General features: G+C 56.2%; 1 protein-coding gene. It reads right to left on the reverse strand.

All coding sequences use genetic code 11. From position 1 onward, the window contains the following. A partial coding sequence (locus V5P19_RS24365) for a DUF808 family protein (RefSeq protein ID WP_334408097.1) occupies positions 1–240 on the reverse strand: 240 nt, incomplete at its 3' end. Positions 241–242: the final 2 nt, after the last annotated feature.

A 242-nucleotide genomic window follows, 5' to 3' on the forward strand; every position in this document is an offset into this window, starting at 1 on the left:
GCAGAGAAACGCGCCGCCAATCATCAACAGTGGCGTAATCGCCCACGGGATAAACGCACTGATGATCAGCGCCAGCGGCACCAGAATCACTTTATTGATCAGCGATCCTTTCGCCACGCCCCAGACCACGGGAAGTTCCCGGTTGGCGCGCACGCCTGAAACTTGTTGCGCATTGAGCGATAAGTCATCCCCTAATACACCGGCGGTTTTCTTCGCCGCCAGTTTGCCCATCACGGAGATAT

It is taken from the genome of Enterobacter sp. UNJFSC 003 (assembly GCF_036903355.1).
Classification (GTDB): domain Bacteria; phylum Pseudomonadota; class Gammaproteobacteria; order Enterobacterales; family Enterobacteriaceae; genus Enterobacter.